Genomic DNA, 10,299 nt, shown 5'->3' with positions numbered 1-10,299 from the left:
TTATTTCTCTCATAGAAATTTATTCTAAACTGCATTCATATTCGGGCATACCAAAACCTGCGACAATTGTTGCGAAGGAGAGAAAAGTTGAAAACACCTTGGTTAAATTAAAATCTAAAAATCATAATTATTTAGATGGGATTTCAAAAGAAGATTGGTATTTTGGTATGGAAGAGTTAACTGAGTTGACTCTTATGTACGAGAAAAATCTACCATCAAACAAAAAAGCACAGGATTTCAAACTATGCAGTGCAATTTATGAAGCAGAAAACGAATATCGTACCAACTCATTATAGACGAGGTTGTTACCCTATGAACGATAGGTTTATGGCTTAAATTATTTACACATGTCGGTATATGCTTACTCTATAGTGCGAGGTTGATTAATGACCAAGCGTAACTGTTCGATAAGCCATTGGTGGATTTTACTTTGGCTACTACGAGGATGCCATGCAACAATGACTTCAAAGGGTGGTGGCAGAGCCTCTACTTCCAATATTGATACCTTGTTGTTTGGCAGTAATCTTGATGGAAAAAAAGCGATTAAATCCGTCGCATATAATAAATCAGGCACGGATGAAAAGTTGGGTACAGACATGATGATGTTTCTTTTTAGTCCAAGATTAGCAAACCATTGATCGTGCGAACCTTTTAGATTTGCCCTCGATGGTGAGACTACTAATTGGGGTTGCTTCGCGATATCGGCTATGCTCAGGGTGTTTTGGTTCAACGACGACTGCCTGCTTGCCACACATAAATGTTGCTCTGCGAATAACAATTCATAAGGTAAATTATCAGGGATAAAGTCAGGAAAGCTGATCAGTAAATCCAACTGTCCCGAACTCATTAATTCAACCACGTTGTCACTTGCAAAGTCTTGCACAATGAGTTTTAAACTTGGCGCTTGTGCCCTAACAATACTTAACACTTCAGGTAATAAAGCTTGAGTAGCGTAGTCGGTTGCACTGATAGAAAATACGCCTTGATAGGTTGCAGGCTCAAAATGCTCTGGCTTAACAATGTCCTCGAGCTGAACCAGCACCTCTGCTATCGGGGCTTCTAATGCGAGTGCCCTGGGTGTGGGTACCATTTTATTACCTTGGCGAACAAATAGGCGGTCGTCCAGAATGTCCCTTAGCTTCTTTAACTGTTCACTGATCGCTTGTTGGGTTAACCCAACCTTCTGTGCCACTTTACTCAAATTTTGTAGCGCGAGTAGCTCACTTAAAATGCGTAATTGCTTTATTTCTAATTTATGTAAACCACTCATATTTGTTACCCATAAAAACAAACCTTGTTTCTATTTGTATCTTAGCGCAGCTAAGCTAGCGGCTCAAATTAAATTGGCTGTGTTACAGCGTGTTTTATCGCGCTTTGGCAGTATTAAAAAAATTGGTCTAAGTAAGATGTTACGCAGGCTGAGTAGATAAGTAGGAATAGGCATGCTAAAAGAAAATATTGGCACCCAAGCTCTTTTTGACCGCACCACTTTGGGCCCGTACGAGTTGAAAAATCACATTGTAATGCCGCCATTAACGCGTTCAAGAAGCTCTCAGCCGGGTAATATTCCAAATAAATTGATGGCTGAGTACTACGCGCAGCGAGCGGGAGCGGGTTTTATGGTAACTGAAGGCACACAAGTAGAACCTAGAGGGCAAGGTTACGCTTGGACGCCAGGTATTCATTCACCAGAGCAAGTGGAAGGCTGGAAACTAGTAACTGATGCAGTACACAAAAATGGGGGGATTATTTTTGCACAACTGTGGCATGTAGGTCGCGTATCTCATACAAGTTTACAACCTGACAATGGTAAGCCTGTTGCACCATCGGCCATGGCTGCCGATGCCGTTAAGGTTTTTGTTGAAACAGCGCCAGGTGAGGGGGATTTGGCCAACCCCAGCGAGCCTCGCGCGTTGCAAACCTCCGAAGTAAAAGATTTAGTGAACATGTATGCAGCTGCGGCACAAAATGCACTGAATGCGGGCTTTGATGGCGTTGAGTTACATTGTGCCAATGGTTATCTGATTAATCAGTTTATTTCTGAACATACAAATCAACGTACGGATGAATATGGTGGCTCGCTTGAAAATCGTTTAAGATTTTTAAAAGAAGTCGTTGCGGCTGTCAGTCAGGTGGTTGGCGCGAGCCGAGTAGGGGTTCGCTTTGCGCCGCTATTTGAAAGTACCACTGAGCAGCGGGTATATTTAGGATTGGTTGAACCAGATCCGTTAAAGACCTACACCGCTGCAATTAGATTATTAGAAGAGGCCGGATTGGCATATTTATCGATTGCCGAAGCTGATTGGGAAAATGCCCCTGATTTACCGGTGGCGTTCTATCAGACCGCCCGTCAGCTATTTTCAGGCAAGATCATTTACGCAGGTAAATATACGGTTGAAAAAGCACTAAGAATATTACATGAAGGCTATGGCGACCTTTTTGCATTTGGACGACCATTTATCGCTAACCCAGACTTACCTGAACGGATAAAAAACAATTGGCCAATGAATCAAGTGGATCCTACTACTATGTATGGCGGTTCAGAGGCGGGTTACAGTGATTACCCGACTTATCATCAGGATAAAAGTGCATAGAGACCAATATGAGAGGCTAAAGCCAGCTTGTAGGATTACAGCGTACGCGCATGCGACAATAAAATCACAGGAAGGCTTATAGATGTAACGCCTTCCTGTGGTGAATGCTAGTTGTTTTTAAGCAGAACTTGCCCACTAAGCGCGTTTGTGTGAATGGTATTGTGAATGGCAATCTTGCCATTCACAATAACCGTATGAACACCCTTTGAAATAGCATCCCAATGTTGGTAATCGGCCTCACCTTGAAATGTATTTGGGTCGAATATGGTTATATCTGCGGCAAAATCAAGTTTGATTTTACCTCTATTATCCAGCCCAAGTATGTTCGCCGTCAGCGTTGTGCTGCGGTTTAGATACTCTGTTAAAGTGAGCCATTTTTTCTCTTTAACATATTGGTGATACTTCTGTGCAAATGATGCGAACTTCCTCGGATGCCCATTCGTACCATCTGAGGAAGTGACGACCCATGGTTGGGTCATAAATGCAGTTAAGTCTGACTCAGCCATATTGAATGACGCAACACGTACATCTCCTTGCTGCACTAACTGTATGGCTGCATCGATAGGTGACATGGCAAGCATATTGGCAACCTCAGCGAGGGTTTTACCAACATACTGAGTGTTTTTACATTCAGTGATTAAGAGCGCCTTTGGCCCGCCACGCATGCGCAAACTCTCCGCTATTTCTTTGTGTAACCGAGCCTGCAACTTTGCTGAATTTAACCTTTGATAAAACGCCTGTTTCGAATCAGCCATGGCCCATTTAGGCATAATTGCATTATGTAATTTTGTACCAGATGCTAACCAAGGGTATTGATCTGCGGTGATTCTAAGGCCGTTATGACGAGCTAGCTCTATTAGTTTGATCACTGCAACGCTTTGACCCCAGGCATCTACGCCTAACGCTTTTATATGCGCAATATGTAGTGGTAATTGGGCTGATTTAGCAATGGTTATTGCTTCTTTAACGGCTTGTACAATACCTATCGAGAATGTGCCTTCATCTCTTAAATGTGTTTCGTAAATCCCGCCGTATTTAGCGGCAATTTTAGCGAGCGCAATAACTTCTTGTGTATCAGCATAGGTTTGAGGTACGTAGTATAATCCGCTTGAAAATCCAAGTGCCCCTGCTTGCATGGCATGTTCTACCAGTGATTGCATTTCACTTATTTCAGCTTGGGTTGCTGCACGCTTTGCTTTGCCCATTACCGCTTTTCTGACGCTACCATGGCCGACGAAAAAAGCGGTGTTTGTGCCAATACCTTGCGTTGTCAACTGTTGCACTAACGGTGTTATTTTGTATGTCCCACCACCATCATTACCGTTCACAACGGTTGTGACCCCTTGGGTTAAATAATTTAAATTTGCATTTTTATCGCTACTTTTGAGTTCTGATAACGAATGAGTGTGGGGGTCTATAAATCCTGGTGATACGATTAATCCTTGCGCATTGATAATGGTTTTAGCTTTCACATTATGAGTGCCGCTTGGGTGTATTTCGCATATTGTATTACCACATACTCCAATATCGAGTTGTTTGAGTTTTTGTTCTTGGCCTGTAAATACTAGGCCTGATTGGATCAAAATATCCACGCTTTTTTGTGGCTCAAATGGCGCGGTTGTGCAACCACAGAGCAATACGGCATACAGTGGCAGTAATCTTACTATGCTCATATTAAAGCGCCTCTGTGTTTAGCAATGTGCTCATAAGCGTATTAGCCGCAGTACGTGCAATAACATTGATTCTATCTCGGTCGGTGTTGTCACCCATTTCATAGGTAACAGCGTGTACTCGATACGTATCAGCAATATATTGCTTAAACACGCCTCTATCGGGATTGTTACCTGGTTTTTGTATAACATTAAAATCGGGGAGTGCGTGAGCCAACTTGTCTAACCATTGTTGTGTCAGTAGTGGGTTAGTTACCTGATAGTTATGTGGCATAGTATAGAAAATGTCTTTTCGGGTGGAATGAAAGTCAATTGCGTAAGCGATTTTGTGACCCTGTTTAACTAATTGAGTTAAATAATGGTGTACTGCCTGTGTTTCTGGCTGTTTAAATGTTTTCCAATCACGGTTTAGGTCAACGCCATTGGCATTATGTCGCCAATTACCTAACGCAACACCATCGGGGTTTACGTTTGGGATAACTAAAATATTATATTGCGAGCGAAAATGTTGTGCGTGTTCAGTATTAGCCAGTAAAGTGTCAGTAAATGGAAACAATGCCAAGGCACCTGTAATTTCAGGCGGGTGTTGTCGACCAAGTATCACAACCCATTGTTTAGAATTATTAGACTGAACAATCGCTTTAATTGGACGCTTGGCAACGGAGTTTCCAATAGTCATTACTTTAGCAGCAGAATTTTGCGAGACTTTTTCTAACCATGTGTCGTAATTGGCATTGGTAATGATTTCTTGTCCGGCAATGTAAGTCGGTTTGTCGGTTATGTTTAGGTCGAATTTCATTACCTTGTTATCGTGTCTAACGGGAAGAGGCTGCCATTGTGTCGGTGCGTTGTGTACATCTACCTTCATTTTGGGCAGATATCGGTTAGTGCCTCCTTCTACATGTATTTCAATATGAATTGTGTGAGCAGAAACAGATGAAACATTGAACGCGTACCATGGACTGTTATTTATGGGCTCGTTCTCAGGTATAAGGGTCAGTTTATAGGTGTTCTTAGAAAGTTGCTCGCATCTATCTAATCGTCCCATTGGAAAATTGTGGTCAAACTTAACCTGAGAAAACTGACAAGTTTGAGCGTGGGCTGTTGCCCCAATACTATTTGTAATGTTTTTACAACCAGGTAAACTCAACGCTGATAAGACACATGCGCCAAAGAAAAAATAATTGTTCATAAAAGGCCTACTTTTTAAGGCGGCACTTACGAGGGCCGCCATTATTATTGAATCAACTAGAAAGATGCACTGATACTGGCATATAAATACCGACCTCGGTTGGAGTGTAGGCTGCCGAAATAACCATGTGCTAACTCATCAGCAATTGGCGGTTGCGCGTCAAATAGGTTTCTTATGCCAAGTTGTATCTTGGTACCGCTTAACTGTGACATTTCTGAAAATTTGTAACTGGCATGTGAGTTCCAAGTTTTGAAGCTTTTAACAGGCAGTGTTTGCACCTCGCCGCCAACTTCTGCTGTGGTACTGGTATCGGTGATGGGTCCCGTGTAATTGTAACTGATCCCTGCATTCCATTGGTCTTTTTGCCAATTCAACTCAATTTTAGCGCGTAATTTGGGACGGCCATTTTGTAATAATAAATCACCGGCACCAGAGACATTACGATCAGCCGGAACGGCACTATTACCCGCGTGCTGAGCCGCGATTATTTGTGTCGATATAGGATCTGCGACTTGTTCAAATTTAAGTAGTTTGGCGGTATTTCCTAATAACTCCCATTGGCCCCATTGAGTGTCAATTGTATACACGAAAGACAAATCAACACCTTCAATTTCTCGAGTGTTTAAATTCATATAAGTGTTGTTGATATGAATGACTTCTCGCGTTATTGGATCACGAACAACAGCGTCATTTTGACTGCCCTGACTACGCAACAAGCCATCATAAAGTAAGTGGGAAGCGCCCGGTAAAATACCGACGAGACTTTTTTGTTTAATGCGCCATGTATCTGCAGTAAAGGTGAGGGAGTCTGTGGGTTCAAGCACAAATCCATAAGAGATATTACTTGACTCTTCCGGCTCTAAGTCATTAGAACCGCTACGAATATCACTAATACCATAACTGTCATCTAGAATTGGGTCATAGAGTGAGTTACTACGAGGCACGGCTTCAGCGGTGATTTGGGGGAGCCCTGGAGCCCTAAACCCACCAGCGTAAGATGCACGTAAACTGATCCAGTCGACAGGCTCCCAAAAAACGGCCACTTTAGGCTTTAGTGCATCACCAACATCTGAAAAGTGCTCGTATCGTGCCGCAATTTGTAGCTCTAATATTTGTTCTGCAGAGTCAATGAGTGGCAGCAATACTTCTCCATATGCTGAGAACACATTTCTACTTCCGCTTGAATCAGGTGTTGGGCTGCTGCCTAATACATCACTGCCAGACAATTGTTTACCTGTGATTTGGTCGATAAATGGGTGGCTCCCATCTAATAAACTATCACGGTCATCATCAAATGTTTCTCTTCTGAACTCAATTCCCATAGCAATACCAGCATCACCATCAGGCAAAGCAAAGAGTTGTCCATTACTCACTTTGAAATCAAAGGATGTTAAACTGGTTTTGGAATCGCGTGAAATGTCACTCATAAATGATGATACTACAGCTCTATTATTCAACGTGGTGTCTGCTGTGTTTGGGTTGCTTGGATCTGCTCCGGAAAACAAGTTATATGCGAGGTTTGTGTCTTGGCTATTAATTGCTTGTTGAAACTTACTTGCTTGCACTCGATTGGCAAGGTCGCTAGTTTGTGCTTCACTGTAAAATAGGGCTGTTTCCCAGTCCCAATTTGTATATTGCCCTTGTAAACCAATCAAAATGCGATAACTTGTGTCATCTACTTTTATATTTCTAGGGCCTGCATCTAACGGACGGTACCGATTCAGTTTTATTTCTTCATTAAATGGGTTAAATGCAGCATCCTTACTTATTACAAAGCGCTGAGCTGTGAGGTTATGGGTTTGCTCTCTCTCTCGTTTTGCTTGTGCTTGATAGTAAATGGCTTCTGAAAACAAAGACAAATTGTCAGAGAACTCATGAGTGAAATGGCCATATAAGTTAAGTCGTTGCACATCTGAAACCAATGATCTATGGGCCGCGCGGTCGAATCGGAGTGTTCGGGGGATGCCACCTGAATTCGCACAGACTGCGTCTGATACCTTCTTCTCGCACGCATTGTTATTAGCAGGACTCAGATGAAATAAGCCTAACGAATCAGAACGAAAATCCCCCCATGGGGTTGAGGTTGTGCGATTATCTAGTTGTGTATCACCAATAAATTCTTCTGGTAATGTTGAAAAATTACGTAAGTCGTGGCTTTGTGAATATGCCCGTTCACTTGCCATCATACCGTCTCGGTTATATAAGGTGACAGATCCTGTAAAGTGAGAGGCGTTGTCATTAAAGTTAAAGCCGGTTAAAAAGTTAATGGTTGATTCATTGAGGTTAGTCCCTTCTGATATGCCATGTTTAGCAGTAAACCTATTGCCTTCAAAGTCGCTTTTAAGTTGATAGTTAACAACGCCTGCCACTGCATCTGAGCCGTATATGGCCGCAGCGCCGTCGCGTAGAATTTGTAGTGATCTTAAGCCTGCTACAGGCAAAGTGTTTGAGTTAACAGTGCTAACGGGTACAAAGTTTTCTGATTGAGTACCTGGATGTGTAACAAGTCTTCTTCCATTCAATAAGGTCAGAGTGTTACCCGTACCAAGGCCTCGAAGGTTGATTGAAGACACATCCCCTCGGGCATCATTGACACCACCGTTACCCGTTGATGCACCAAAGTTCACTTGTCCCATTTGTGGAATAGAGCGAATTAAGTCATCTCCAGTCATTGCTCCACTGTTTTGGATGTCAATATCTGTCAGTGTTGTAACGGGCAGTGCACCGACATCTGCGGTGCGTTTGATGTTGGAACCAATTATCGAAATTTTTTCAATGTCAGCCTGGTTATTATTGTTTGCGAAGGAGGTGTTTGGCACGATAGCCGCGAGAAGACAGACACTTATATAGCTTAAGCGAGGTGTTGAGTTTTGCTCTGTTTTATTTCTTATCATGATAGCCCCTGTACACTTTATGTCATTGTTGTTGTTTCTTGACTACTAACATTGGCGAATTATTAGATGACTTACAATTGACACTTCGTTTACATGTCATAACCTTTGGTTATGACCTCGGATAATAATATAAAAACCAGCATGACTGTGTGCATGTTAAGTTTATTTTAGGGAATACTCGTAGCATTGATAATAACAACAATAAGGCAAAGTTTATGAATAAAATAGCGTATAAAAGTGTGCTTTCAGGGGGGGTCTTTTTGATGGCCATTGTAGTGGGGTTATACGTTAATGCGTTTATACCAAAACAGTGGGTTGAACAAATTTATCATTATGATGTGTTTGAAAATAAACAAGGGCAACCGAGTTATATTTTTAAAGGGCAAGCGCAGATAATTGATCAGATAACACCTTATGCAGACTCAGTTTTGACGCAAGAACATTTAAATAATTTAACTGAGAAGCCAGCCATCGCCAGTCAGTGGGTTGAGTTAGATAATGGTGATATTGCACAGTTAAAGCCGGTGTTTCATTTTGGTTTTTGGTCGTTGATGCCTGCTGTGATTACCATATCCTTATGCTTACTAACGAGAGAACCTCTAAGCGCATTATTTTCAGGGATAGTTACGGGGGCGTTTAGCTTGGGTCTATTTGATATCACAGATGGTGTGATCATACCTTACCTTGCAAATCAAAGTAGTGTTGGTTTGTTGATATTATATTTGTGGTTATTGGGAGGGTTATTGGGGGTATGGTCAAAGACCGGTGCGGCGCAAGCTTTTGCTAACTTAATGACTCGGCATTGTGTAAAAGGCCCGCGCTCTGCAAAAGTGATTACGTGGTTATTGGGAGTACTGTTTTTTCAAGGTGGCACAATGAGCACCGTATTGGTCGGCACGACGGTAAAGCCATTTGCCGATAAAGCAAACGTCAGTCACGAAGAAATGAGCTATATCGTAGACTCAACGGCATCACCTATTGCAGCGGTATTAGCCTTCAATGCGTGGCCAGCGTACGTACAAGCATTAATTTTTGTGCCAGGGGTGGCTTTTTTAGCAACTGAATCTCAGCGTATCGCATTTTTCTTTGCGAGTATCCCTTTTAGCTTTTATGGTCTACTTGCCGTTTTTGGCACATTGTTATTGAGTTTTAATATTACTCGGTTTTCCGGTAAAAGAATTAGAATGGCTCAACAGCGTGCACTAAAAACAGGCAAGTTAGATGCTGACGGCGCAACACCATTAAGTGCTAGAGAGCTTCACTCTACAGATGTGCCACCAGGTTATAGGCCTCACGCAATGGAGTTTTTGTTTCCGCTCATAACGTTAATTGGCATTGCCGTAGGCACTTTCGTTGTTTCAGGATCTCCTGAAGTAAATTGGGCGTTTTCTGCTGCGTTGTTAATAAGTATTGGGGTTGCACTTGGTAAAGGTATGATGTTGGTAGATGTAGTTGATGGGTTGGGTAACGGGTTAAAAGGGGTGGTATTAGCTTCTGTTATTTTGATGCTCGCGGTGGTGCTAGGGACACTGAGCAAAGAGCTAGGTGGAGGATTGTATTTGGTGAATTTATTAGGAGAGAGTATAGAGTATTGGATGCTACCGCTGTTGTTGCTGTTAAGTATGGTCATAGCCTTTTCTACCGGGACTAGCTGGGGGACTTATGCCATTGCTTTTCCTTTGGCAATGCCTCTAGCGTGGTCTGTTGGGCATGTGCACGGCCTACAAAATATTGAGTTGTATATGATGATCTGTTTTGCAACTGTGCTCAATGGCAGTATTTTCGGCGATCAATGTTCGCCTATTTCAGACACGACTATTTTGAGTGCGATGACAACCGGCTGTGATTTGATGGACCACGTAAAATCACAGATTGTGCCCGCAACATTTGCAATGAGCGCAGCGGCTGTGTTGTGGACTGCCAGTGTTATATTGTTTACTTAGGAGCCA

Annotated in this window: 7 protein-coding genes; 3 read left to right on the top strand and 4 right to left on the bottom strand. The window is 42.4% G+C overall.

What is annotated here, in order from left to right; all coding sequences use genetic code 11:
* On the top strand, nucleotides 1–296 hold a 296-nt coding region (locus J8L97_RS18380), incomplete at its 5' end, for a hypothetical protein (protein WP_211052020.1).
* A 65-nt stretch (nucleotides 297–361) separates the two neighbouring features.
* Here the strand turns inward: J8L97_RS18380 and J8L97_RS18375 are convergent.
* A complete protein-coding gene (locus J8L97_RS18375; RefSeq protein WP_210996585.1) occupies nucleotides 362–1,270 on the bottom strand; it encodes a LysR family transcriptional regulator in 909 nt (302 codons plus the stop codon).
* Between the two features lie 172 nt (nucleotides 1,271–1,442).
* Here J8L97_RS18375 and J8L97_RS18370 point away from each other — a divergent pair, with 172 nt between their 5' ends.
* On the top strand, nucleotides 1,443–2,594 hold the full coding sequence (locus J8L97_RS18370) for an alkene reductase (protein WP_211052019.1): 1,152 nt from the start codon (nucleotides 1,443–1,445) through the stop codon (nucleotides 2,592–2,594).
* A gap of 107 nt (nucleotides 2,595–2,701) precedes the next feature.
* Here the strand turns inward: J8L97_RS18370 and J8L97_RS18365 are convergent, their stop codons facing one another.
* The 3 genes from J8L97_RS18365 to J8L97_RS18355 are packed head-to-tail and all read right to left on the bottom strand — an operon-like array spanning nucleotide 2,702 to nucleotide 8,350.
* Nucleotides 2,702–4,267: an amidohydrolase family protein gene (locus J8L97_RS18365; RefSeq protein WP_211052018.1), complete on the bottom strand. Its 1,566-nt coding sequence runs from the start codon at nucleotides 4,265–4,267 to the stop codon at nucleotides 2,702–2,704.
* Nucleotide 4,268: 1 nt separating this feature from the next.
* Nucleotides 4,269–5,456 carry a M14 family metallopeptidase gene (locus J8L97_RS18360; RefSeq protein ID WP_211052017.1) on the bottom strand — a complete coding sequence of 396 codons (1,188 nt, stop codon included), beginning with the start codon at nucleotides 5,454–5,456 and terminating at the stop codon, nucleotides 4,269–4,271.
* Nucleotides 5,457–5,512: 56 nt separating this feature from the next.
* Nucleotides 5,513–8,350 carry a TonB-dependent receptor domain-containing protein gene (locus J8L97_RS18355; RefSeq protein ID WP_211052015.1) on the bottom strand — a complete coding sequence of 946 codons (2,838 nt, stop codon included), beginning with the start codon at nucleotides 8,348–8,350 and terminating at the stop codon, nucleotides 5,513–5,515.
* A 215-nt stretch (nucleotides 8,351–8,565) separates the two neighbouring features.
* On the opposite strand from J8L97_RS18355, the gene J8L97_RS18350 reads away from it, so the two are divergent.
* On the top strand, nucleotides 8,566–10,293 hold the full coding sequence (locus tag J8L97_RS18350; RefSeq protein WP_211052013.1) for a Na+/H+ antiporter NhaC family protein: 1,728 nt from the start codon (nucleotides 8,566–8,568) through the stop codon (nucleotides 10,291–10,293).
* The last annotated feature ends 6 nt before the right edge of the window (nucleotides 10,294–10,299 follow it).

It is taken from the genome of Pseudoalteromonas sp. MMG012 (assembly GCF_018100875.1).
GTDB classification, from domain to species: domain Bacteria; phylum Pseudomonadota; class Gammaproteobacteria; order Enterobacterales; family Alteromonadaceae; genus Pseudoalteromonas; species Pseudoalteromonas aurantia.
The sequence above is the reverse complement of the archived record's forward strand: the minus strand, read 5'-3'. Positions and strand labels throughout refer to the sequence as shown.